Raw genomic sequence first — 24,816 nt, 5'->3', positions numbered from 1 at the left:
TTATTTAACAGCATGGTATGCTGCGATGACTACCTGACCTTAGTTAAAAAAAGGTTGACTAGATAGCTCAACCTTACTGTAGCTTTATTAACTTGAGCAACACAATAATTATAACCTAAATAGGCTATAATACCAACAATCAACCCTGCTACGGTTGTAATCATAGCCTGGTAGATTCCACCTGAAAAAACCTGAGAAGAGAGCTGATGCTTTTCTTGGGAAATGGCCATAAATGTTTGAATCATACCGGTTACAGTACCTAAAAACCCAATCATAGGTGCGGCTCCAGCAATCGTAGCCAGTAAAGAAAGCTTTTCTTCCAAAAAGGATACTACCCTACTGGATTCATTTTCTAAAACCAATGTAATATTTGAAGCCTGCCGCTGCTCTATCCCTTTGCTAATTACTTTTTGTATAATATTATCTTGTTCCATGCAGATCTGCTGTACTTTTGATGCATCTCCATTGTCTATTGCTTCTTCTATTGTCTCTAAGAAGCTACTGGAAAAGTTCAAATACTTCCGATAGGTGAATAAACGCTCCACTATTATGTAAATACTTATTAAAGATAGAAGTAAAAGGGGAAACATTAACCAACCGCCTTTTAACAGTAGGCCTAATAGTGTGGTATATATAGTCATAAAATTATAAATAATATAGTTAGTATATTTAAAGCTACACCCTATATAGGGGGATCAGTATTTCAAAATAAAAAGCTGGTTATATGTTGATTTGAAATGTTCAAGTTTGCGCTCTGCTTCATATCGGGTTTTACTATGTCCTATAGTAACGCGATAGTACTTTTCTCCTTTTCTAGGTAGAATCAGGTAGACCCCTAACTTTTTTTTCATAAGCTGCTCCACTACTTTCATAGCAGCGCGCTTGTCTAAATAACTGACTACTACTAGATGGTATATGCCCTGTGGTTCCTTTAATTCTTGATAGGTCCCTGGCTTTACCAATGGCTTGTTTTGTTTTACTGCCAACTCTTTTTGAGTTGCGCTAATACTTTTTTTTACTTTGCTGTTTTTTTTATGGTTAAATGTCTGACAACCAGGACCAGATTGATGGATTGTGCCACTTGTATTGCTCCCCATTTCAGGCGGTGCTTGGGCAGATGATGGGGCAGTTATGCTTGCCCCTTGGTCGGCAACGGGACCACTATTTACTGTTTCAGCAGAAGATCTGCTATTTTTTGCTGCTTTAAAATAGAAATTATAGCTCATTTTTGCTGCGATCAGCATCAGCACTATACCTATAATAACCAGGATAGGCGATAGCCCTTTTTTTTTAGGCAGCGCCTGAAAGTCTGGTTTAGGCAACCCAAATTTATTATCTGTCAAATTGGTAGACATAACTCAAAAGGTTTTGAATACAGCTGAATTAAAAAGTTTACAAAATAGACTACTGTTGCAATACCGATAGCAATATAATAAATTTCTGGAACAAGGAATGGTTATTTTACTTTTTTGCTTGATCAAAAGGAGGTGTGTATTTTTACTTGATCAAAAGCAATAAAAATCAATGGCTAAGGATATAAGTTGCTGAAAACGCAGCTTACAGCTGAAAAAACAGAAACCACCTTATAGTAGTTTCCACTAAACTGCTTTTTACTTCCGCTGATTAGGGATTTTTTATCGAACGTTTCTTGAACGTTTCTTCTTATTATTTTGGCGTATTGTACTTCGCATTATTTTTCCTGGCTTTTGGTGATAGGCGTTCAAAAAACTTCCCATAAGGATTCTTTACCTTAGCTTTTTGTAATGAGTCTTCAAAAAACTTCTCAAGATTAGAAAATTTGCTTGTAAGTTCGTTTATAAGGGATATCACATTTTCACCTTGATCATTTTCTATATACAGGTCAGCTCCATGGTTTAGGAAATATTGAACCACGTTGATCTGCATCTTATTATCACTAGTAAGGAACCCCCTACTCTTACCTTCTTCTATAACTTTTTTTAGTAAAAGAAGTGGGATTGTGTTTCCATTCTCATTTTGTGCATTTATGTTTAGCCCTTGATTAACCACGTCTTCCATACTTCTTAGCGAATACCCATTCTTCTCAAGGGACTTCATGGATTTGCCATCTATGAACATGATTGGATTATCATTATTATTCAGATTAGGCATAATACGACTACTAATCGCCAGATATCCTAGTGCTGCTGCTGTTAGCGTCTTGTTAGAAGGCAAAGGCCACCAGCCTAGTTCTTTCCTTGTATTTACACAGGAAGTCAAGGTATGGAAGCCTAATAAACCAGCGCATAGAGATATTCCATAGTATTTATGTTTTTTCATAGTTATGAACAACAGTATTGAATGGTTAATTATATTAGATGATGCTATTTGCCTTAAGCTAAGGGTGATGGAACGGAGACCTCCCCAACCATTTATTTCCAACGCAAGTATAAGGGAAAAAAATAAATATCACGCTAAACGTCTGTGATTAAATCAGATCCTACTTATTAGAAAAGATACATTCGAGTATAAAGCACTTTTCATCGTAACTTTTTTACAAGTGTCTTTTTTTCTTACTTTTGAATAGTGTGGACACAATATGTAACCAATCCATACTTTTGCAACGCTAGAAAGCGTCTGTAGACCTTCTGCAAAACCTATTTGTGATCAGCAGTTTTTAGGAGAAGTGCAGTCGAGCACCGCAGAATACTAGATGTATTTGAGGAGCATAGACAAGCTTCGACACCAAAATTGCCATTAGAAATAGGTTTTGCAGAAGGTCTTGTATAGGCATACCATAAAATTTAAATTGGATGAAGGGCTATTTATTTCCTGGTCAAGGGAGCCAATATGTAGGGATGGGCCAGTCGCTCTATCACCACAGCAGCAGAGCGCATCAAATGTTTGCAACGGCTGATCGGATCTTAGGCATGGATTTGACCTACATGATGTTAGAGGGTGGGCAGGAAGCTTTAAAAGAGACTACGGTGGCACAGCCTGCTATTTTTTTGCATGCAGTGGCTACTGCTTTTTTGAGTGATTCCTTTGATCCAGCAGCTGTAGCGGGCCATTCTTTGGGCGAAATATCGGCCCTAGTGGCCAGCAGGGTGCTCTCATTTGAAGATGGGCTACGTTTGGTAGCGGTCCGCTCTAAAGCGATGCAAAAAGCTTGTCAGCTTTGTCCTGGTACAATGGCTGCTGTACTTGGTTTAAGCGATGAGGTGGTGGAAGCGATTTGCGCAAAGATTACGCAAGAGGTAGTCGTACCAGCTAATTACAATTATCCAGGGCAATTGGTTATCTCTGGCAGCCAAGCAGGTGTAGCGTTGGCTACAGAAGCTTTAATGGAAGCGGGCGCGCGCAAAGTAATACCGTTACAAGTAGAAGGAGGCTTTCATTCTCCGCTGATGGCAGATGCGCAGGAAAGTGTTGCAGCGGTGTTCGCATCTATTCCCTTTTCTAAAGGGATTTGTCCTATTTATCAAAATGTTACCGGGCTGCCTGTTACCGATCCAGAAACCATTAAAGCAAACTTACTACAGCAGTTGGTTGCACCCATTTACTGGACCAAAACGATTCACCATATGGTGGAAGATGGGATTACAGCATGTATTGAATGTGGACCAGGAAAGGTTTTACAAGGGCTAGTGCGAAAGATCGCTCCTTCCTTATCAGTTGAACCTCTTTCAGTTTTAGGAGAAACACAGTCGTCAGCATACTAGATGTATTGGAGGAGCATAGACAAGCTTCGACACCAAAATTGCCATCAGAAATTGAGTTTTGAAAGAGGTTCATGATGTTATGTAAGCAACCCACCATCTATCTGAATCACCTGCCCCGTAATGTAGCTTGAGGCATCAGAAGCTAAAAAGAGTGCACAGTTTGCTACATCTTCTGGGCACCCGACACGCTTAAGTGGAATCTTTTCCATCCATGCTTGCTGTAATGATGCTTCAAGCTGATCGGTCATAGCAGTGGCTATAAAACCAGGTGCAATCACATTGGCACGTATATTTCTACTGCCTAGCTCTAAAGCAATGGATTTGGTTAAACCAATCATACCAGCTTTGGACGCAGCGTAATTGGCTTGTCCAGCATGGCCACTAATGCCTACAATAGAGGCTATATTGATAATAGAACCACTGCGCTGCTTAAGAAAGGTTTTTAGCGATGCCTTCACCGTGTTAAAAACAGACTTTAAATTGACATTCAGCACCGCATCCCAATCGGCTTCTGGCATGCGCAGCAGCAAGTTGTCTCTCGTGATGCCGGCATTGTTAATCAATACATCTAACCCACCAAACGCTGCTACCATATCCGCTACTGCCTTATCAGTAGCCTGAAAATCAGCAGCATCTGTATGAAAACTTTTTACCTGTACACCAAAAGCGCTTAATGCCGCTTCTGTAGCCTGTACTGCTTCCAAATCAGACCCACAATAGGTAAAAGCAATATCGCCTCCTTCCGCTGCTAGTTTAAGTGCAATCGCCTTGCCAATGCCGCGTGAAGCACCTGTAATGAATATTTTTTTTCCTTTTAAATGCATCATAAAAAACGCTATCGAGTGACTTTAATCGTATCTATCTGTTCATACAATAGACCTTCTGCAAAACCTATTGCTAAATGGCAATTTTGGTGTTGAAGCTTGTCTATGCTCCTCAAATACATTTAGTATTCTGGCGACTGCGCTTCTCCTAAAAACTGCTGATCACAAATAGGTTTTGCAGAAGGTCTAATGATGCCAATTTAAGAAAATAATATCAGTGATTACTGTAGCGTATAGGATATTAAAAATAAAGCTTATGCATTTAGAACGGATACATTAAACTTTGACTACTATTCCTTATCAAATTTTTGCTTTTTTTTCGAGCAACCTGGCTCGTCGTTTAATCCCTCTTGAGATTTTTCGTTTTCAATCCTTTATCTTTGTACTGTTGCAACATCAGAGCTATCGGTGAGTTAGCTTTTACTGTATCTAAAGGAGTCTTTCCAGCTTTATTTTTTTATTTACTTTAACACCCTTATTTATTAATAACTGAACGATTGGCAGATTATTATCATCTATTTTTTTGTTTATATCGGGGCATACGGCTAGATATAAAGGGGTATCCCCGTCTTTATTTTTTTATTTACTCTAGCACCTAGATTTAATAACTCTTTAACCACTGGTAGATTAATATTAAATGCTGCTACATGTAAAGGAGTCCATCTTTGACGATTTTTTGATTTATACCAACACCGCTAGCCGCTAATTCCTGAATGACCGTTGGACTATCATTACACCTAGCTGCTAGATGTAGAAGATTATTCCTGTAAATGTCTTTATGATTTACCTTAGGACTCTTAGCTCTTAGTATACTAATTATCTCTGGGTTATGATTATGCATAGCTGCTAGCTGTAAAGGAGTATTACAATCCTCATTTTCTTGATTTACATCAGTACGCTTATTTATCAATAACAATAACGTAGTGATCACTGGGTTATTATTATACCCTGCTGCTAGATGTAAAGGAGTATTACCGGGCTCAAGATCTCTAGGCTCAGAGAATAAATTTACATAAGCTTTGCTATAGTCAAGTAGCTTCTCAAAAAGATCTATAACATGCGGATCTTTTAGGTTAAGGTTTTGTGCTACGTAATGTATAGGAGCATATCCGTTACCATCTAGTATCCCTAATGTAAGTTTATTATCCTCAATGAGCCTAGCAAGATTTCCCATACACTGATGGTAATGTCCACTACTACACAACTTACTCCACTTTTCTTGAAGATCTTTATTTTCGAAAAACGCATGGAACACTACGTCTTGATTATCTTTAGTAATTTTAGTAATGATAGTACCCATATTAGCTGCTAAAGACAAACTCTTTAAGCTTTGTAGCTTTAGGGGTTTTTCTGTTTCAGAAGTAGCGGGTTCTACAAGGCCATATGACGTATGAAACTTGATGCAACTCAAAGTAGTTAGTAAAATATTCGTCCATACAAGAATTGATAAACTTACGGACTTGATGCGCTGTATACTTTTTGTCAAACCCATATTTCTGATATTTCTGAAAGTTAATACAGAGATGATACTCTTAATCAGATTTTAATGTTTTTTTAATAAAAAAACAAAAGTTTAACAGCCTCACTTTATATACTATTCAGGATAGATGGATAAAGTGACAAAACGATAACGCTTCCCTACTCTTTTCCCATGGCTATATTTAATACTTTTTCACTATGTAACTGTAATTCATGGGTTATATCGACTAGTTGTATGTGCATGGCCAATGGCAGGTAAAATTTTTGGATTAACCTTGCTTTTTCTATCTGTTTTTCAATAGTATGACCAGAAATGGTTCTTGCATTATGTAACACATCTGCCAGCCTAACCAGTATCGCATCATGATTTGTATCACCCATTATAGCTTGGATATAGGCAGTATAGTCATCTGTTTGGCCTGGTAGTTCTTTCTCTAAGCACGCTGAAGCTGATACAATCTGTGTAATAGCAGCACCAAATAGGGTAGTTAAACCTGCTTCTGTCAGCGGGGTATTTTGTACTACATCATGGACCAGGCCAGCAATAATAACATTAGCATCTTGGGTTATAGTGAGTAAAATAGAGGCCACTGCCATGGGATGTAAGTAAAATAGTTCTCCTGTTTTTCTTCTTTGCGTGGTATAATAAACTTTAATCAACTGTAATGCATCCATAACCAGCGCAACATCAAGCCCTGCTTTCTTTTTTACTTGTTCTAAAAATGCGGCTTCTTCCTTTATGCTTATTGGGTCCAATGCCATTTTTTGTGTATGCACAACAGGTGAAAGGGCCGCAAATGCCTTAGTAATCTCTTTGACGTTTACAGGTATTACATATAAATGAGTGATTTCTGATTCAGAAGCATGCCGCTCATAGTAACCGTAATGTGCATGGACAATATGTTGGTTTCCTAAGTCTATTTTTTCTTCACTGTCAGCTAAAATCTGAATATCTGCCATCTCTGCGACCTTATAGGTTGGACGTATCATAGGTAGCCTGATTGCAGTTGTAATCACAAATCGGATCGCATTGATTTTTTGCAATTTACCCTGTAAAAGGGTTAACCGATAGCCCAACTGTGTATCATCTATATACATATAGATATCCTTTTTTTGATGGCTATGTAGAGATTGGTATGCACTGCAGGAATATAAACTGCTGATAATTAGATTTTTTATACTTTCTATGGCACACTGCATATAAAGGTGTTTTGTATTAATCACTACATAGGGCGTATCGTATATATTGCTAATTTTTATAGCATCGAAACATTCGGCTAATAGTTGATCCATGCTAATCCAATTGGTGACTAAATGGAGATTATGCTTTAAATGTTGAAAAACGCTGTTAAAATACTTATTCAACCTAGTGGCTTGGGCGGAATAAGCAAGCAAGCGCTGATCTGATTCCTCTAATCGAGTGAGCCAATTGTTCAATTGGCATATGATATAGCTGCTTTCATAAGCAAGTGCTTCTACTTGTTGCTTATTAAAAAATTGCCTTGCATTTTGCTCTTCCTTTTCACTGGTTAACACCTGTATGATGGATAAGAGCTTGCCTAAGCTGTTGTTATGGTACAAAAAGCCACCAACTAAAATGAATAGCATAAATATTACGCAAGCAATATTTATGTTCAGGTCTAAAAAGCAATCGATTAATGTGATATTACTGTCCATATAATGGAGTAAGATCGACACTACTATAATACTGAGTATAGATCCAAACAAGATGACACTCAATGGGGTAATAAAAAGAGATAAGAAGAGGTTGAGTATAAAAATAATATTATGTAAATGGGCAAACTTACTAAGTATGGTCATGCCAGTACCTACTAAGAAAAGAAAGTAAATATGGCTCAATGGCCACATTATTGAGACAATTTTACGAACATATGATTGGGCGGAAAAAATATATACTAAGAAAAATGTGGCAACCAAGAGACTTGGAAATAGAATAAGCACTTCTAATATAGCATGCCATATGGGATTGCCGGAAAAAGTATAAAAAGAACCATAACCTGTCAGCAGAATATAAAAACTAAAAAGTATATAGGATAAATTATCTTTAGGTAATTGTTTCTGAAGGTAATCGAAAAAATTGAATTGCTTCATCCTATGAAAGGTAATATATTTAGGCCACTGCTTCCATAATAGTGGAGGCTTAGGGAATGGGTCTTGAGGCAAGCTATTGGTTAAGTGATGCTGGTCTGGGGTGCGTTTGCCCTTGAAAAACTGGATGACAATAATACTTAGTAGATTCATTCCAATGGCTGGAAGCAAGCTATTGAGACCTGGATTAGGTGCAAAACAAAACCACAAGATAGTGGTTACACCACCTGCTAGCATCCCTACTAAAACTGTACATGCATGTAGGGAAACACCCATTAAAGAGCATAGCAATGGTAGGCTCACAACAGCTTTAAACAAAAAAATGGTCATCCATATCATTTGGTATGTAGTGTATCGTGCAAGAAACATTGCCATCACACCTACTATAGCCAGATGGATAATGGGCTTTTTAACCCACTTGAATAGATCCGGTAGGTCATCGGTTATTAAACCAGTAGCTGCATGCAAGTTGGCACCTGCTGTAGAGATGGTTAAGGCAGCAACGCTTATCATCAACATCCCTTTTAGCCCTAGATGGGTATCAAAAATGGTTAAGGGAATAGCTGATAGGACCGACTTGCCAGCATTGTTCTGTACCAACACGGCAACCCATAACAAAAACAAGTTTATGCTTAATGCAAAGAAACCAGCACCATTAAAGGAACGCTTGATTTGGGTGGCATTTGCGGAAATGAGCATAGGAACTACCTGAGCAGGATAGAAAGCGGGTATAGAGCAAACAATAAAATATATAATATAGTCCAGTAGACCAAGACGACCATGAATCAAGCTATTCCAAGAGTCCTTAATGGCTAAAGCAAGATTGGCTTGATCAACATTATATTGGTTTACCATACATTTCCATAAAGTCCAAGCGACAATGGGTAGGAATATTCCAAAGGAAGCACAACGTACTACACGTACCAGCACCAGTGGTTGTATGATAGTTGACCCAACACTAAACATCACAAAGAGCGCTGCCATAAGCAGACTATAATGTGGCTGAATAGCAAAAAACCAACATATCGCCATTGAAAGCATTTTAAATTGAATGGCAACTACCGAAGCGCTATGCAATAGGCCACATATGGCTACAATTTTTCGAATAGCATTGCCATAGCATCGCCCCATTATTTCTGCTACTGAACGATTATTTAAAAAAAGATGCAAACGATGTGCCAGCAGGTTGCCTATTATAAAATAGCTGATCATACTACCTGCCAAACGTAATAAGCAATCCATATCAAGCGGACTACAGAGTACTTCCCCTCCATAGGTTATGGCCAGGATAGCTGCTATAATATGGGGCGTAGCGCAATGCGTATGTTGGATAGTGGAATGTTTAATAGCACGAATGCCAACAAATAGATGGATCAATAAAAAAAGAATAAAAATAATACTGTCTAAACCCATTGCCGGTCCTGTAATTATATTGCTGAAAAAATGTGCTTTCTATAAAAATTTTACACCAGAGCCACCTGTCAAATTGTCTAGACAAGAAACAAAAGGATTTGTAAACCAATTATTAAAGCCATACGAAACAGCAAAAGAGACTACTGAAAAACTATTAAGATAGTTCTTCATCTAGCAAAACGCTAAAATGTTGCAACGATCTAATAACAGCCCTATTCAAAATAGGATAGTGGATCTCTTCCTGTTTTCCAGTATACACATATCCTATTAAAAAGGCAAATTCAGAACGGGCGGTATCTAACGCATGATCCAATATATATTTATTGAGTCGATAGGCTTCCCTAAGCAAACGCTTTACTCTATTGCGTTGGACAGCAGAAGGGAAATGGCGTTTAGAGACAGAAAAAAGAACTTTATTGCATAAAAAGTCTTCTTTCTTTTTTTGGAGGTAAAAGATGGTACAAGGATATAGCTTTAAAATAGCTCCTTCTTGAAAAAGCATTTTTATATGCTTGCGGTTGGTTAGTCTACTGCATTTGGGCAGGCTGCTTTTTCCCATAACCAATAGCAGAAGGAAAGACTAGCACTTATGCCTAGGCTCATCAGAAACGGTTAATTTCACTCTTCCTTTAGCGCGCCTTCTGGCCAATACAGCACGGCCATTAGCAGTTGACATACGCTCCCTAAAACCATGTTTATTGCTTCTTTTTCTCAGTGATGGTTGAAATGTTCTTTTCATAAGTTAGTTTAATGACCTTTATAGATTTTAGATAAACAAGAACTTCTATAGATTTGTCCTGGCAAGGTATGTAAATCTACGGTAGCATCCAAATTATTCTAGCTATTTCTTCAGGAAATGGGATTAAATGCTATTAGACCTTCTGAAAAACCTATTTGTGATCAGCAGTTTTTTGGAGAAGCGCAGTCGCCAGAATACTAAATGTATTTGAGGAGCATAGACCACAAAATTGCCATTTAGCAATAGGTTTTGCAGAAGGTCTATTAATTTTAGGATGGCTGCAAGTAGTGAGGTTGTGCGCTGTCTGGTTTGGCGTGATATCTTTACTTTAAATTAAAGTATGCTCGGTTTTCCACTATTTTATCTTTAAATTTGAGCAATGTGTTCCCATATAAGTAAAATAACAATAGGTCGCCTCGTATCGGCCTTTTTAGTCAGTCTGACTGCATGTATAGCGTTAAAAGCGGCACCTCCACCTAGCTTGAAAAAAATCTTGAATCAAGTAAAAAAAGGAACCTATGACGAAGATCTTACTGTATACAGAAACAGAATGAAATGTTGCAAAGAACTTAAAACGAAAAAAAAAGAAAGTTCCGTGTCGCTTGTCTGTCCATTAGATCAAACCAAAAATTTAGCGCAACGTTTGGCGCAACGCAAGCTAGCTTATGAGCATATGCAGTGCTTAAAGGGGTATACTATACAGCTCTATATGGGTAGCAGTAGAACTGCAGCATTAAAGAAACAAGACTTGATTGGTAGGCTTGGGCATACATCTAAGCTCCATTATAGGCAGCCCCATTATACTGTACAGCTTGGTTTTTTCTTAGATAGGCTAGAGGCCTATTTTGTCTATTTAACTTTAGTACAAAAAATAAGAACGGCTATGATTCGTCCTTGTATGCTCCCTAGGAAGGAGTATGTAGCCACTACGTTGCAGCCCCATGAGTCTGTGCCAGACTAAATACTTTTAAAGGTAGATTTTTGTATATTTTTATGTGCGCTTTATTGTGTTTGATCGCCTAAAATGATTTTTTTATAACCTGTGCAAAACTATTGATATGGCTATGATTTTTCGTATTTCCCGATTAGGATATTTTTTATTTGTTTTGGTTTACGCTACAGCTTACGGGAAAAGTCATCCTACTAGCGCCCGACCAGGTAAGGTAAGTTTGACAACGGGGCGCCGTTTTAATCAACCAGATACGTTGCCTGTCGTCCCTCATAAGCAAGGTCCACCTATTCCGGGTATGATTTATGTGGAGGGAGGTTATATGACCATGGGTAATTTAGTGGAGGATAAGCTGGGTACAGGAGGGGGGTCTACGAAACCTGTTACCATCACTTCTTTTTACATAGATCAAACACCTATTACCAATTTAGACTATAGGGAGTATCTATATGACTTGCAAAAGAATAGTTTAACTGAAGCATATAAGGCTGCTATGCCCAATCAACAGGCTTTGCTAGAGGGCTTTAGCTACAATAATCTATATTTAGAAAATTATCTAAATGCGCCCGGTTTTGCCTATTACCCGGTTGTTGGTGTGAGCTGGGAGCAAGCTACGGAATATTGTAAATGGCGTACCAAAAAGTTTCAGGAGGAAGAGATTAAGAAATATAAAGCAAAGTTAACACCTCAGCCTGATGCTGAAGAAGGTCAAACAACTGCCATCAATAATGAAGATATAGAGGCAATAATAAGCAGGTGCCCCGAATTTCGCTTAGCTAGTGAAGCAGAATGGGAATACGCTGCGCACGCTATAATTGGCACAGCTAATATAGACTATTTACAGCGCCATCAACGGATTTACCCATGGGATGGTTCTTCCCCAAGAGGAAAAAATGGTCAATTCTTAGCTAACTTTAAGCGAGGCAAGGGCAACTACAAAGGTATGGCTGGTGAGTCTGACCATGCTGCACCTACTTCTTACGTTTATGCTTACCCTCCAAACGATCTAGGCCTCTATGATATGGTGGGTAATGTTTGTTGTTGGGTAAGTGATACCTACAGCCCGCTTGCTCTACAAGACTCAGGTGACTTAAACCCTGTTATCCGTGATGGATCTCCGGATCAGGCTGATCACCATAAAGGTTCCCTTACTAATGCGCATGATAAAGTATATAAAGGCTGTTCTTGGGCAGATTCTGCCTACTTTTTACAAATAGGAACCCGGCGCTATTTGAATAAAGATAGTGCTACGGCTACAATTGGATTTCGATGTGTGGTTTCTAGCTTAGGACGATAATAGACCTTTTTACAGGAACATTTTCCTACTATGGCCATTGTCCGTTCAGCACACTGGCAAAAAACGCGTTTTTTCTAGCTTTTTACTAAAATTTGGAACAAAAATTAGGCGTTTATGCTAAAAATTTATCCTAAAATCATGCCTGAGACAGACTGAAAAGCAAATCTTCGCCACAGTGGTGAACGGACAATGGCGTCAACTTAATCTCTATATTTTACTGATTATCAAATAAAAGCATATAATTTTGGATTTACATTTTTAGTTCTTTTTTATAAATTATTTTTTGTTATTTTATAAAATAAAATGTATAATGCGTTTTTTTATGAAAAATTTTTAGGAAAAAACTTCGTTTCCAATGTTAAAAATAAAGTTTATGCACAAGTGTTTCAGCAAAGACATTCAAGAGGCAAAAATACCTTTATACGCAATAGGAAACTTAGTTTCCCAATAGTATTTAGTACCATTTTACAGCTGGTTAAGAGAAGTTTAGGTATAGAGTGTGAACTTATGGAACCATTAACATCGAAAATCCCCCCTTCAAGCAAGCTTTTTCTAAAGCAAGGTACAAATTTGCTCATACTGGCTTTAAAGAATTATTGGAAGACAGCATCCGAATAGCTTACCAAAATGATCCTACTTATGGAACATGGAAAGAACATAGGGTTATTGCAGTAGATGGTTCTTCTATGCACTTACCTGCTTCCGGAGAAATCATATCTGAATTTGGACGTTTTAAACCAAATGGGACCAATGGAACGATGCCGCCCTTAGCTAGGATTTCTCTATTTGTGGATTTGTGTACATCTCTGATTTGTAATGCTCGACTTGGAACTTGGGATGTAGGGGAGCAGACATTGGCAGAAGCACAACTACCTGAAGTGGTTGATCAAATGCGTTCCTTAAAGCAAGATAAATTATTGTTTATCTATGATCGTGGGTACACTTCTGCAAAGTTTATGAAAGAACACAATGATTATAAAGCAGATTTTATTTTTCGTGTGCAAGGACACCATTATAAAAAGCTATGGGAACGTGTTCAATCTGGAGAGTCAGATTTTGATTGTATCGTAGAGAGTAAAGATAAAAAGATCAGCCAAAAGGTAAGAGTGGTATCCTTTATGTTATCCAATAGCACAGTAGAGGTATTGACTACCTCACTTTTTGACCGCGAAAAATTTACATTAGAAAGCCTCAAGAAGGCTTATGGGTTAAGATGGCATATAGAAGAGTGCTATAAACGTCTCAAAGTAGGTGCAGAACTAGAGAACTTTTCTGGTATAGGGGTCTCCTTGGATATAGGAAATTATTGTACGTTAAGGCTGTTTTCTGTACTAAAGATGTTCTTCTTTTTCTTCCAGGTTATTGTATAAATTTACCTGATTAGCAACATGTTTCAGACATTACTTTTCCCACTTTCCAGCAATTTATTAAAAGTGCTTAGCATCGCTTTTTTCATTGTTTACAAAGTACAATTTCTGAATACGACATACCTGCGAAGCGCTGTACCCGGTAGCTTGTGCGGTATCTTGAATGCTTAGTTTTTTAACACTTCGATAATATATTACCTTCTGGTGACGCTCATGATCAGCCTGTTTTCCACGATATTTACCCTCTTGACGTGCTCTTTCGATTCCCTGTTTTTGCCGTTGCTGACGGCTCAACCAATCCTTATACGACATTGCGGCCATTAGATCCATGAGCATATTATTGATGGCAGAAATCACAGCACGAGTTATTGGATCATTTTGTGATGGTTCTTTGTCAGACAAAACCTGCCATGAAGTTGGGATATCCAGACTTACAATTCTCAATTCATGATGTTCAATATGTTCAATCTGCTTTTTGAGTGTTAGCCAGTCACTGTTACTAAGTCTGGTCAGCCGATCTATTTGTTCTACTAGTAGAATATCATTCAGGATTTAGCGCTTATTAATACGCACCGCAAGCCAGCCAATAGGTTCGGTTTTTCTGTCTTGCTTTGTTACCTGAAGAACATAGGGATGATCCCAAATAAAAAATCACTACTTTCCGATTTTTTACTCAAGCATATCGCTAGCAGACTTAATTTATCAAATGAACTTTGGAAAGATTACGCATCAGGACGAGACACCACTCGCAGGGAACATTTAATAGAACTATACCACTATCTAGGACTAAAAAAATTTACAAAACAGATTCAAAATGATTGCATTTCGTATTTAATTCCACTTGCAAAACGCACTGACAAGGGTATTCTTCTTGCACAAGAACTTCTAAAGTATATGCAGCGGAATTGCGTGATTATTCCCACTATTGATGTACTGGAGCGAACGTGCTCAAAGGCCATGGCTGCTGGCGATAAAATAATATTCTCGGAACTGAATGCTCAACTTATATCAGAGCATAAGGTCAATCTAGACAGCCTTCTGATTGCATCAAATAATCATCTTTCACGTCTATCTTGGATTCTTCAACCTCCTGGTAAAATTAACGGAAAAAATGTATTACAGCACATTGAATGCTTGAATACGATCGTGGCAATAGACTTACCGGTAGGGATCGGACGTTTAGTTCATCAGAATCGGTTACTGAAACTGGCCCGTGAGGGTCGGAATATGAGCAGCCGAGATTTGACTAAGTTCTCATCAAGCAGACGATACGCTATTCTAATATGTGTGATTGAAGAAGCCAGAGCTACACTTACAGATGAGATCATCGATTTGCATGAGCGTATCTTGAACAGTATGTTCAGCCGGGCTAAAAGAACTCAGGCGGAGCGACTCCAGCAAACAGGTAAACTTATCCAGTCTAAACTGTACCAGTATATTGCTATTGGTCAAGCATTAACTGAAGCCCGTGAATCCGGAGAAGATCCATGGACTGCTATTGAACATGTTATGCCATGGCAAAAATTTATTATAAGTCTAGAAGAAACCCGTTTTTTGACCAAAAAAAGTAATTTTGATCCACTGCATATTATTATTGAGAAATATAGTACGTTACGTAAATACGCTCCAAGAATGTTGTCTGCGTTGGAACTGAATGCCACGCCAGCTACACAGTCACTAGCCGAGGCTCTGACAGTCATCAGAGAAATGTATCATAAACAGTTACGAAAGGTCCCACCAATGGAACCGTTGGATTTTATTCCTGAAAGCTGGAGGAAAGTGGTTATTGCACCCACCGGAATAAATCGACAGTACTATGAATTTTTCGCTCTTAACGAACTGAAAGACGCGCTTCGTTCAGGGGATATCTGGGTAAAAGGTTCTCGCCGATATAAAAATTTTGACGATTACCTCATTCCTAAAAAGGAGTTTAATAAGTTGATTCAGAATCATCAGTTACCACTTTCTGTCCCTTTTGATTACAGTCAATATATTGGAAGTCGCCTAACATTATTGAAATCACGACTCGAAGAGGTAAACAAAATGGCCCTTATAGGTGATTTACCTAATGTTGAAATATCTAATATAAAAGAGTAAAGGTCACGCCATTGGATAATAGTGTTCCTGCAGAGGTTTCACCGCTGACAGCCCTGGTTTATAGTATGTTACCTCATCCTAAAATTACAGAGATACTGGATGAAGTAAACGACTGGACAGCGTTTACTAACCATTTTTCTCATCTCAAAAATGAGGTCATCCGCCCTGATACTCGGCTCCTCCTAACCATTATCCTGGCTGATGGAATTAACCTTGGGCTAGGTAAAATGGCAGAGGCCTGTCCTGGAGTTACTAGATCTTCACTGGAAAGTATTCAGGCGTGGTATATACGAGATGAAACGTATTCAGCTGCTCTTGCTGAATTAGTTAATGCGCAGGGAAAGCAACCTATGGCGATATACTGGGGTGACGGTACTACATCGTCTTCAGACGGTCAGAACTTCAGAGTCGGAAACCTTAGACGCTACGCTGGACAAGTCAATCCTAAATATGGACAGGATCCTGGTATTCAGTTTTATACGAATATCTCTGATCAATACAGTCCATTTTATACCAGGGTTATCAGTCGGGTAAGAGATTCAACTCATGTACTCGATGGCTTGCTGTATCACGAAAGTGATCTAGAAATCCGGGAACACTATACCGATACATCTGGTTTCACCGATCATGTATTTGCCATGATGCACCTACTTGGTTTTGAATTCTGCCCAAGAATTCGAGATCTACATGACAAACGACTTTTTATTCAAGGAAAAGCCCAACAATACCCTGGACTTCAGTCTATTATATCTTCGAACAGCCTGAATCTGAAAGATATTAAATCAAACTGGGCTGACGTGCTTCGTCTAGCCACCTCGATCAGCCAGGGGACAGTTACTGCATCCCTAATGCTCAAGAAGTTGGCCAGTTATCCAAAACAGAACGGTCTGGCAAAAGCTCTCAGAGAAATCGGGAGAATAGAAAGAACATTATTCATGCTGAACTGGTTTCGAGATCCAGCATTGCGTCGACGTGTACAAAAAGGGCTTAATAAAGGAGAAGCCCGTAATGCCCTTGCCCGTGCGGTATTTATGCACAGGTTGGGGGAAATCAGGGACAGAAACCTGGAAAATCAGAGCTACCGTGCCAGTGGACTAACACTGCTCACAGCTGCCATCACGCTATGGAACACGGTCTACATCGAAAGAGCTGTAGACTCTCTGAAAAAACAGGGAATAAAAATCAATGATCAATTGTTATCACATCTATCTCCATTAGGATGGGAGCATATCAATTTGACAGGAGATTATATCTGGACAAGAAAGCGTAAAAAAACATTAAGTAAGTTCCGACCTCTACGACCGGCTAACATAGAAAAATACAAAAACAGCCTTAACGTACAATAATTTCCCATATCCAAGGAGACCCCTAATAGCCCGTTTATAAATGGTTTCATGGTAAAAGAAGTTTTTACCTTACTTTTTGCTTGATCAAAACGCAACAAAAAATCAAGCACTGATGAAAAAAAGCGCTGAAAGCACAGCTCACAAATGTTCAAAGAACAATAGATTCCTATTGCTGACCATATCTATCCGTTAAAATAACATAACCAGATTGTTTGCGAACTAAGTCATACGTTGCATAGGCAGCCACAACTGACTTCCCAGAAAAAGCAATGCCTACCTCTATCACCTCCTGAACATGAGGATACTGCAATAACTCCGTATGATAGGCTTGTGCTTGTATTTGATCTAAGGCAAGTTTAGAAGCAGTTTCTAATTCTTCTTCTTTACGCACCTGCTTAAATTCCAACAACAATGCCTTTGCGCTCTCTTTTTTAGGGATTAGTAGTAGATCATATCTTCCAAAGCCACTTTCTCGATTCGAGCGTATAGCGTACCTATCACTAATACTAGCCAGCATCGCTAAAACGAAACCATGGTAAAAACTTTCCCCTTGTTTTGTCGAACTAGTATCAAAAAAACTAGCACTATCTAAGAGGTATGCACTTAAATCTCGGGTAAAATCATTTACGTTACCAACTAAAAGATGAGTTAAAAAGCTATGATACCTAGACTGACTAGGAAATTTGCCCACCAACCATTCTTCAAAAAAACGATTGTAAAGCCTACGTACTTCATTGTTGGGAATCTTAACTAGACAATCATATAAATCACTATTTTGACTTAAACTACTCTTTTCCAAAGTCAAATAGCCGGCAAATAGCAAAAGGCTCCAGAAAGCAGTTTCATTTCTAGGCAGTAGATCAAAAGCAAGATGCTTATCGATAGATACCATTAACGCTGCTCCTTGCATCAATTGTTCAAATGCTTCTTTAATGTCCTCATTCGAGGCAAAAATCAACTGCTTGATTAAATCATTATTGCCTGTATTGACCCAGTAAACATCAAGACGACCTGATCTATTGATACAAGAAATAATAGACCATGGATTATACATAACCAAGTGGCCTACCTTATAACCATTGTACCAATTTCTTACTTCTTCCATAGAAGTAGCCAAATCTTTTGCTTTAAATAAAGAGGAAACTTCCGTTTCACTAAAACCAAAACGAGCACTATAATCTTCATCTAGTATGGTATAGGTTTCTAGGTTATTCAACCCAGATAACATACTATCCTTGGAAACACGCAATATACCCGTTAATACCCCTTTTTCTAGTATAGTATTGTCTTTTAAGGCATCACTAAACAGGTTACGCATAAATGCGACCATAGCGCCCAAGTATGGCTTATTACCATAAGCTTTATTGAGTGGTGTATCGTATTCATCTATCAGAATATAAACCTTCCGGCCATGGTGTTGGTAGAGGCATTGACTAAGAAGTTTTAAAGATTTTTCTAACTGTTGCTGGTTGGCCTCATTATTTATAATTCTATACAGTTTTTTTAGCTGTATTTGATTAACCTTATTACTTTTAAATAAATAAGTATAGGATTCATAAAGAGTCGATATCAATTCATACACCGCATTATAAGCCCCTTGAAAATCATCTGCATTGACATCCTTAAAACTGATCATAATGACAGGGTACTTTCCTTGATGTTCTCTAATGTACTTACCTCCCTCTAACTTACCAATGGCTAAATCATCAAATAAACCTGCTGTAGTGACCCCATCTACTTCTGAGGCAAAAAAATGTTGCAACATAGACATATTAAGTGTCTTTCCCCAACGGCGAGGACGGGTAATTAAGGTAACTTCATCGCCTTTTTCTAGGAAATCAGCAATCATAGCCGTCTTATCACAAAACAGGTAATCGTTAGATACCAGCTTATGAAAATTACTAACACCAATCGGTAATTTTTTCATGATGAGAAGATTTAAGATTTATTACCACTTGATCTATAGGTTGGTTTGTCTATAGCCCGTGCTGCTGCATTTAATAATTAATTGTATTTTTACATTACGGTCTTTAGCTAAAAGGTGATAACAAGTGGCAAGCCCTGCAAACCCTCCTCCTACAATCGCTATACGCATCCATAAATAATAATGATTAGCACCAAGCAGGTCACATTCGATGCATAGCATCGACTTCTTCCCTATGCTAATAAATTTTATTGGAAAGATCAAATAAAAGATCGGAATATTAACGCTATAAAATATAACTCACTGCTATATACATCAACCAGTTTGAACTAAGTTAAGTAGACCTTCTGCAAAACCTATTGCTAAATGGCAATTTTGGCGCTTGTCTATGCTCCTCAAATACATTTAGTATTCTGGCGACTGCGCTTCTCCTAAAAACTGCTGATCACAAATAGGTTTTGAAAAAGGTCTAGTGATATATTACAAATCTGAATTGCTATTGCAATGGTTTCGTCTTGCCAGAAAGTAGAAATGGTATTAAATTCAGGAAAAAGTGATGGATTGAATGTATAAAGCAGGCATTTTTATCTTACTTTTTCCTTGTTTTCGAAGTAGTAATGCCATATGGCTGAATGAATAAATCAGTAGAACTTCTGCAAAAACCTATTGCTAAATGGCAGTTTTGGCGTTTGTCTATGCTCCTCAAATACATTTAGTATTCTGGCGACTGCGCTTCTCCTAAAAACTGCTGATCACAAATAGGTTTTGCAGAAGATCTAGTACCCAATTAGTTTAATGGAGCCGCGGAGCGGCTTCTGATTTCCCTTTTAAGTCTATTTTTTTATGCTCGATAGAACCATTCCACCAAAGTTTAAAGCAATTGAAACAATTGATTTCCCATGGCCAGAGCGGCATATGCTTTCGAATAAGATTCCGCTTTATCTGTTAAATATGGGCCATCAACCCATTATAGAATTAGAATTGGTTTTTAAATCTGGTAGCGCCTACGAGCTACATCCAGGTGCAGCCTATTTTACTACTGCTATGCTACTAGAGGGTACGGCCACTAAAGATACGCAAGCCATTGCGCAAATTATTGATTATTATGGCGCAACCATTAGTACATGTGTACAGAAAGATTTTGCTACCATCTCGCTTTCGACACTTGCTAAACATCTTAGCCCAGTATTAGACCTATTGGTAGAGGTGCTATTAACCGCTAGTTTTCCAGAAAAATCACTCGAATTGCTAAAAAGTGTAAAAACACAAGCCATTCAAATGGCTGATAAAAAAAATCATCAGGTAGCCTATAAACGGTTTTGCACAGCGCTCTTTACAACAGCGCATCCATATGGCAGACATCTAACCGTACAAGATGTTGCCCAGATTCAACGGGCTGATTTATACGATCACTATAAACAAGCACTCTTTGCCAATTGCATTGCTTTTGTGAGTGGCCAAGTGACCCCAGCAGCCCTACAACGCATTAAACAAGCCCTAGAAAAGTTGCCTTCTAATAAAAGTCTGCAAGCAGAGCAAATTCCATGTAGTCATCCTCCTGAAAAAGTAGACTTAGTGGATGGGCAACATTTGCAATCCGCTATTGTAATCGGTAAAAAGTTATTGCTTAAAAAGGAAGTAGATTTTTTACCCATGGTTGTGGTCAATACCTTATTAGGTGGTTATTTTGGCTCTCGGTTGATGCGAAATATTCGAGAAGAAAAAGGCTATACCTATGGGATTCATTCCAGTATGGTAGCATTTCTACAAGCTGGTTACCTAGCCATTACTACAGAAGTAGCCGAGGAAGTAACCAAGGAAACCATCCAAGAAATCTATAAAGAAATAGCAATGCTGCAGCATGAACTGGTTGAAGAGGAAGCCTTACAAAATGTTAAAAATTACTTGCTGGGCCATTTTTTAACCACTATTAATGATCCTTTTTCTGTTATGCAAAAGTTTCAATCAGCCCATCTACATGGGTTAGACCAAAGTTATTATACTAGATTTTACCATCAGGTCCGTAACATAACCCGCTAGAAGTTAGAAACTTAGCACAAAAATACTTATCTTTAGATTCTTTTACAGAAGTAGTGGTACACTAGTGTACCTAACGCTATAATGGGAAGCGTTACGATATAACGCTTCAGCGCCCTTTAATTTGCATTTGATGCAATAAAAAGGTATATTTGAAGCCTTTAGTTTTTTGTATACGGTCCTCAAATTTTTTTTGTTGGTTCAACTTTTTCTTTAAAAAAGCGTGGATTATATCAGTTATAAGACAAAATATGCTAACAAGCAGAGCGTTGACAAACAATGGGTTGTTGTTGATGCTTCATCGCAGCCGTTGGGTAGATTGGCTAGCCAGGTTGCTTACATCATTCGTGGCAAGCATAAGCCCGATTTTACGCCTCATATAGATGGGGGAGATCATGTAATCGTTTTGAACGCTAGTAAAATAGCTTTATCGGGTAACAAATGGATCAAAAAAACCTATACCACTTATTCAGGCTATCCTGGTGGATTAAAACGTGCTACCCCTAAAGAAGTGCAAGCTGCCCGCCCAAAGCGTGTTATAGAGCATGCAGTAAAGGGTATGTTGCCTAAAAATAGATTAGGAAGAAGGTTGTTTCACAACTTACATGTTTGTGAAGGGCTACGCATCCATATACAGCTCAAAAACCAACCCCAATAACCCTAAAATACTAATTATTAACGGATGGAAACAGTCAATGCAGTAGGTCGAAGAAAAACCGCCATAGCTAGGGTTTATCTTATGAACGGGACAGGGGATATTATCATTAACCATAAGCCGCTTTTAGATTATTTCCCAGTAGAAGAAATTAGCCTAATTGTTAAGCAACCTTTGGAAAAATTAGCTATTGCAGATCAGTATAATCTGAAAGTTAATGTTATTGGTGGGGGCTTACGTGGGCAAGCTGAAGCGATTCGCTTAGGTATTGCTAGGGCGCTTTGTAAACTAGACTTAGAAAAGAATAGACCTGTACTAAAAAAAGAGGGCTTCTTAACCAGAGATGCCAGAGTTGTGGAACGTAAGAAATATGGTCGTAAAAAATCGAGAAAGAAATTCCAGTTTACAAAACGTTAGTCCTAGTCCCATAGTTATTATTTGTTGTTACCTATACCTATAATGATAAAATTAGAATTCAAAACACTACTTGATGCTGGCGTCCATTTTGGTCATTTAACTAGGAAATGGAATCCTAAGATGGCTCCCTTTATTTTTATGAAGCAAAATGGGATACATATTATCGATTTGAACAAAACGATTACCTGCATGGAGGGGGCTGCTTTGCAGCTCAATGCAATGGCACAAGCTGGGAAAAAGATTTTGTTTGTGGCTACTAAAAAACAGATTAAAGCTTCTGTAGAACAGACGGCCAAAGATTTAGGGATGCCCTATGTGACAGAACGGTGGCTGGGTGGTACGCTTACTAATTTTGTCAACACCCGAAAGCTATTAAAGCGCATGCTTTCCATAGAAAAAAACATGCATACAGCTGGTTATAAAAACTTAGCAAAAAAAGAAAGGTTGGTTATTGCTCGGGAGCAAGAAAAGCTCAATAGAATATTGCAGGGATTAGCCAATGTCACAAGGTTGCCATCTGCACTATTTGTAATTGACATTAAGGAGGAACATATTGCTGTTGAGGAAGCCCGAAAACTGGGTATTCCTGTTTTTGCACTTGTGGATACCAATGCAAATCCAGATATGGTTGATTTTCCTATTCCTGGTAATGATGATGCATTCCGCTCTGTAGACATTGTCGTACGTTATCTTGCTAGCGCAATTAAAGAAGGAATCGCATCATATAAAAAAGAAAAAGCAGAAACGGCTCCTAAAAAAGAGGAAGAAGCTGTCAGTAACGCAGGTAATAAAACGGCTCCTAGAAGGGGTATAAAAGTGGTACAAGGTGTAGTAATCAAGAAAGCCGCGCCTGCTAAAGCTAAACCTGTCACACCTCCAGCTAAGCAGAAGGTAGCTGCGCCTGCTGCTCCACCTAAGGCTCAGCCAGAAAATAATAATAATAATTAAGTCATTTGAGTATTCTATAATATATGGTCGTTACAGCACAAGAGGTAGCTGCACTAAGGAAAAGAACAGGTGCAGGCATGATGGATTGTAAAAAAGCATTGATTGAAACAGGAGGCGATTTTGAACAAGCCATTGATCTGCTTAGAAAAAAAGGACAAAAAATACTTGCAGATCGCGCGGGACATCATGCATGTGAAGGCGCTGTTTTTGCTTGTGCAAGCTTAGATCATAAAGAGGCATTCTTATTGGTATTGAATTGTGAGACTGACTTTGTCGCTAAAAACGAATTGTTTTTGCAATTGGGTAAAGCAATTTTGGAGGTTGCAGCAGCACACAAACCGAGCTCCATAGCAGCATTAGAAGCTTTACCATTGGGTGGTGGAACGGTTCAAGAGGCCATTATAGCATCTACTGGTACCACTGGTGAAAAAATTACGATTTCTACTTATGAAACCTTAACAGCTGAGGTAACGGTTCCATATATCCATACAGGCAATCGCTTAGCTGTTCTGGTAGCTTTACAAGGCGCACAAGGTGCGGATGTAATGGCTGCAGGTAAAGATGTAGCCATGCAAATCGCAGCTATGAACCCAATAGCAGTTGATAAAGATCAAATCGACCCAACTGTAGTGGAAAGAGAATCGGCTATTATCCATGCACAACTTGTAGAAGAAGGACATGATGCAGCTAAAGCAGCCAAAATAACACAGGGTAGGTTGCATAAGTTTTTTCAAGAAAACACGCTATTGCAACAACCATTTGTAAAAAATGGTAAGGTGACCGTAGCCCAACATCTTCAAACCGTTGCGCCATCCTTAACCGTTACCACATTCAAACGCATTGGTGTGGGTGGATAAGCTAACCTGCTACCAGTTTACTACGAGTAGTGGCTACATAAATCAGGTTAACCAAAATGACTGTTTCAAAAGCCTATTTTCTTGAAAAAACTTATGCAAGTTATAGGCTTTTATAGCCAAGGAACTGAGCATTGGAATTCTTATGCAAGTTTTTATATTTTTTATAGGCTTTATAGCCTGCATACACTCCTGATCCCCCTACGAATGCTCCTAGAACTGGGATCCATCCCACACTTAATGTTGCACCCATTGCTCCCAATATGGAAGTACATGGAATAGACTCGACTAATACAATTGCTTGAGCTGTCCCTGCTACTTCGCCGATGACAGCGCCCGCTCCTATTAGATAGTCACGCTTATTTTTTTTTGTTCCTTCGATTTTTTGATCTTTTTTTTCTTCTCGTTTTTACCAGCTGCTATTAAAAGGTACTGATCATCAATATGCTCACTAGTAGCGTATGCTATCTCTGATATACCCTCACTGCTTGTGAGCGCACTATTACAATTGTTTATACAAAGCTTATGGTGTAAAGAACATCCTAACATACCTGGTAAAATACAGATTAGTACCAAATGCCAAATAATCAAGTGTTTCATGCTCATAATAAATTATTTTTTGTTGTTACTTATTATAATTTTATGATTATGCAACGGTAAGTATGCTAGCTAACCACCATC

Annotated in this window: 20 protein-coding genes and 3 pseudogenes; 10 read left to right on the top strand and 13 right to left on the bottom strand. The window is 38.4% G+C overall.

Annotated features, from left to right (window positions below):
• Window positions 1–29 precede the first annotated feature (29 nt).
• From FPG78_RS05790 to FPG78_RS05780, 3 genes are all read right to left on the bottom strand, one after another.
• A complete protein-coding gene (locus tag FPG78_RS05790; RefSeq protein WP_144087029.1) occupies window positions 30–641 on the bottom strand; it encodes a MotA/TolQ/ExbB proton channel family protein in 612 nt (203 codons plus the stop codon).
• A gap of 54 nt (window positions 642–695) precedes the next feature.
• The gene (locus tag FPG78_RS05785; protein ID WP_144087028.1) at window positions 696–1,355 is read right to left on the bottom strand and encodes an SPOR domain-containing protein; all 660 of its coding nucleotides are present in this window, start codon (window positions 1,353–1,355) and stop codon (window positions 696–698) included.
• Window positions 1,356–1,665: 310 nt separating this feature from the next.
• Window positions 1,666–2,298, bottom strand: a complete 633-nt coding sequence (locus FPG78_RS05780; protein WP_186292493.1) for an RNA polymerase sigma factor region1.1 domain-containing protein — start codon at window positions 2,296–2,298, stop codon at window positions 1,666–1,668.
• A 473-nt stretch (window positions 2,299–2,771) separates the two neighbouring features.
• On the opposite strand from FPG78_RS05780, the gene fabD reads away from it, so the two are divergent.
• Window positions 2,772–3,680 (top strand): ACP S-malonyltransferase, encoded by a 909-nt coding sequence (fabD, locus tag FPG78_RS05775; protein WP_144087026.1) that lies wholly within the window; start codon window positions 2,772–2,774, stop codon window positions 3,678–3,680.
• A gap of 77 nt (window positions 3,681–3,757) precedes the next feature.
• Here fabD and fabG read toward each other — a convergent pair whose 3' ends face one another.
• From fabG to rpmH, 7 genes and pseudogenes are all read right to left on the bottom strand, one after another.
• A complete protein-coding gene (fabG, locus tag FPG78_RS05770) occupies window positions 3,758–4,507 on the bottom strand; it encodes a 3-oxoacyl-[acyl-carrier-protein] reductase (protein ID WP_144087025.1) in 750 nt (249 codons plus the stop codon).
• A 426-nt stretch (window positions 4,508–4,933) separates the two neighbouring features.
• Window positions 4,934–5,062 (bottom strand): annotated as a pseudogene (locus tag FPG78_RS08485) (hypothetical protein); the annotation flags it as partial.
• Window positions 5,050–5,136 (bottom strand): hypothetical protein, encoded by an 87-nt coding sequence (locus tag FPG78_RS08480; protein ID WP_223262069.1) that lies wholly within the window; start codon window positions 5,134–5,136, stop codon window positions 5,050–5,052. The pseudogene FPG78_RS08485 and the gene FPG78_RS08480, both read right to left, overlap by 13 nt.
• Before the next feature lie 11 nt (window positions 5,137–5,147).
• Window positions 5,148–5,915: an ankyrin repeat domain-containing protein gene (locus FPG78_RS05755; protein WP_186292492.1), complete on the bottom strand. Its 768-nt coding sequence runs from the start codon at window positions 5,913–5,915 to the stop codon at window positions 5,148–5,150.
• A gap of 227 nt (window positions 5,916–6,142) precedes the next feature.
• Window positions 6,143–9,505, bottom strand: a complete 3,363-nt coding sequence (locus FPG78_RS05750) for an HD domain-containing protein (RefSeq protein WP_144087023.1) — start codon at window positions 9,503–9,505, stop codon at window positions 6,143–6,145.
• A gap of 154 nt (window positions 9,506–9,659) precedes the next feature.
• Window positions 9,660–10,064, bottom strand: a complete 405-nt coding sequence (gene rnpA / locus FPG78_RS05745) for a ribonuclease P protein component (RefSeq protein ID WP_144087022.1) — start codon at window positions 10,062–10,064, stop codon at window positions 9,660–9,662.
• A gap of 21 nt (window positions 10,065–10,085) precedes the next feature.
• Window positions 10,086–10,244, bottom strand: coding sequence for a 50S ribosomal protein L34 (gene rpmH / locus FPG78_RS05740; protein WP_144087021.1), 159 nt, complete (start codon window positions 10,242–10,244; stop codon window positions 10,086–10,088).
• 379 nt (window positions 10,245–10,623) lie between these two features.
• Here rpmH and FPG78_RS05735 point away from each other — a divergent pair, with 379 nt between their 5' ends.
• The 3 genes and pseudogenes from FPG78_RS05735 to FPG78_RS05725 all read left to right on the top strand — a co-directional run.
• Window positions 10,624–11,205 carry a hypothetical protein gene (locus tag FPG78_RS05735; RefSeq protein ID WP_144087020.1) on the top strand — a complete coding sequence of 194 codons (582 nt, stop codon included), beginning with the start codon at window positions 10,624–10,626 and terminating at the stop codon, window positions 11,203–11,205.
• Window positions 11,206–11,308: 103 nt separating this feature from the next.
• On the top strand, window positions 11,309–12,490 hold the full coding sequence (locus FPG78_RS05730) for an SUMF1/EgtB/PvdO family nonheme iron enzyme (RefSeq protein WP_186292491.1): 1,182 nt from the start codon (window positions 11,309–11,311) through the stop codon (window positions 12,488–12,490).
• Window positions 12,491–12,793: 303 nt separating this feature from the next.
• A pseudogene (locus FPG78_RS05725) lies at window positions 12,794–13,776 on the top strand (IS4 family transposase); the annotation flags it as partial.
• 141 nt (window positions 13,777–13,917) lie between these two features.
• Here FPG78_RS05725 and FPG78_RS05720 read toward each other — a convergent pair.
• Window positions 13,918–14,301: a recombinase family protein gene (locus FPG78_RS05720; RefSeq protein ID WP_223262022.1), complete on the bottom strand. Its 384-nt coding sequence runs from the start codon at window positions 14,299–14,301 to the stop codon at window positions 13,918–13,920.
• A gap of 105 nt (window positions 14,302–14,406) precedes the next feature.
• Here FPG78_RS05720 and FPG78_RS05715 point away from each other — a divergent pair.
• Window positions 14,407–17,300 (top strand): annotated as a pseudogene (locus tag FPG78_RS05715) (Tn3 family transposase); the annotation flags it as partial.
• Between the two features lie 166 nt (window positions 17,301–17,466).
• Here the strand turns inward: FPG78_RS05715 and FPG78_RS05710 are convergent.
• Window positions 17,467–19,227, bottom strand: coding sequence for an AAA family ATPase (locus tag FPG78_RS05710; RefSeq protein WP_144087016.1), 1,761 nt, complete (start codon window positions 19,225–19,227; stop codon window positions 17,467–17,469).
• Between the two features lie 840 nt (window positions 19,228–20,067).
• Between FPG78_RS05710 and FPG78_RS05705 the strand changes: the two genes are divergently transcribed.
• The 5 genes from FPG78_RS05705 to tsf all read left to right on the top strand — a co-directional run bounded on the left by FPG78_RS05705 (window position 20,068) and on the right by tsf (window position 24,138).
• A complete protein-coding gene (locus FPG78_RS05705) occupies window positions 20,068–21,264 on the top strand; it encodes a M16 family metallopeptidase (protein ID WP_144087015.1) in 1,197 nt (398 codons plus the stop codon).
• A 220-nt stretch (window positions 21,265–21,484) separates the two neighbouring features.
• On the top strand, window positions 21,485–21,919 hold the full coding sequence (gene rplM, locus FPG78_RS05700) for a 50S ribosomal protein L13 (RefSeq protein WP_144087014.1): 435 nt from the start codon (window positions 21,485–21,487) through the stop codon (window positions 21,917–21,919).
• Window positions 21,920–21,943: 24 nt separating this feature from the next.
• Complete coding sequence (gene rpsI, locus FPG78_RS05695; protein ID WP_144087013.1) at window positions 21,944–22,333, top strand: 30S ribosomal protein S9; 390 nt, start codon at window positions 21,944–21,946, stop codon at window positions 22,331–22,333.
• 42 nt (window positions 22,334–22,375) lie between these two features.
• Entirely contained in the window at window positions 22,376–23,281 is a 906-nt protein-coding gene (gene rpsB / locus FPG78_RS05690) for a 30S ribosomal protein S2 (protein ID WP_144087012.1), read from the top strand.
• 23 nt (window positions 23,282–23,304) lie between these two features.
• A complete protein-coding gene (tsf, locus tag FPG78_RS05685; RefSeq protein ID WP_144087011.1) occupies window positions 23,305–24,138 on the top strand; it encodes a translation elongation factor Ts in 834 nt (277 codons plus the stop codon).
• Between the two features lie 342 nt (window positions 24,139–24,480).
• Here the strand turns inward: tsf and FPG78_RS05680 are convergent, their stop codons facing one another.
• The gene (locus FPG78_RS05680; protein WP_223262021.1) at window positions 24,481–24,735 is read right to left on the bottom strand and encodes a hypothetical protein; all 255 of its coding nucleotides are present in this window, start codon (window positions 24,733–24,735) and stop codon (window positions 24,481–24,483) included.
• Window positions 24,736–24,816 lie beyond the last annotated feature (81 nt).

Origin of the sequence: Cardinium endosymbiont of Dermatophagoides farinae, from assembly GCF_007559345.1 — a bacterium.
Classification (GTDB): domain Bacteria; phylum Bacteroidota; class Bacteroidia; order Cytophagales; family Amoebophilaceae; genus Cardinium.
This window is presented reverse-complemented; position numbering and strand designations above follow the sequence as displayed.